The organism is Aquimarina sp. U1-2, assembly GCF_017897595.1.
Lineage (GTDB): Bacteria > Bacteroidota > Bacteroidia > Flavobacteriales > Flavobacteriaceae > Aquimarina.
Map to the genome: position 1 here is coordinate 1 of NZ_JAGKIK010000053.1, position 563 is coordinate 563.

Annotated in this window: 1 protein-coding gene; it reads right to left on the reverse strand. The window is 31.6% G+C overall.

Features of this window, described 5'->3' with window-relative positions:
• Window positions 1–223: 223 nt before the first annotated feature.
• On the reverse strand, window positions 224–349 hold the full coding sequence (locus tag J8281_RS20015; protein WP_371812642.1) for a transposase: 126 nt from the start codon (window positions 347–349) through the stop codon (window positions 224–226).
• Window positions 350–563 lie beyond the last annotated feature (214 nt).

The window sequence follows — 563 nt, forward strand, 5'->3', positions numbered from 1 at the left end:
TGCTAACTCTAATAGTCCTAACTTTGGTTTGATGATTTTTTCTTCTGTGTTCATCTGACAAATATTTAAATTGATTTAAACTAAATTACTAAAATTGTCAGATTAAGTATTAACTATTACAGTTATGGTCAGGTATGCGTTCAAGTGTATTGGTTAATCATTCTCTGGGATTGATGTTTTGTATTTTACAACTTCCAAAGAAGGAATAAGACATGGCTGCATTTTATGCTGTTTTGTGAGATCCGCAAAACAGATGATTTTTTCTGCCAATTGCCATGGGACGGATGGCATTTTCGATCAGTTTATTGTCTAGTTCAATACGTCCGTTCTTTGTAACCGTTTTGTCCACGTCCCTTACAATAATTAAATCCTGTCTATGTATTAGAATTTCGTAATGAGGGTTGAAATACCAATAAAAAGAAGTGTTTTCTCAATTTTAGCATAGCATTCTATGATAAAAACAAGTTTAAAGAGTTGATCTTATCAACAATGTTAACAAGCATATTTTAAAACATCAACATATTCCGTACCTCTGTTTACTACTGCAAATATTCTTGATACCA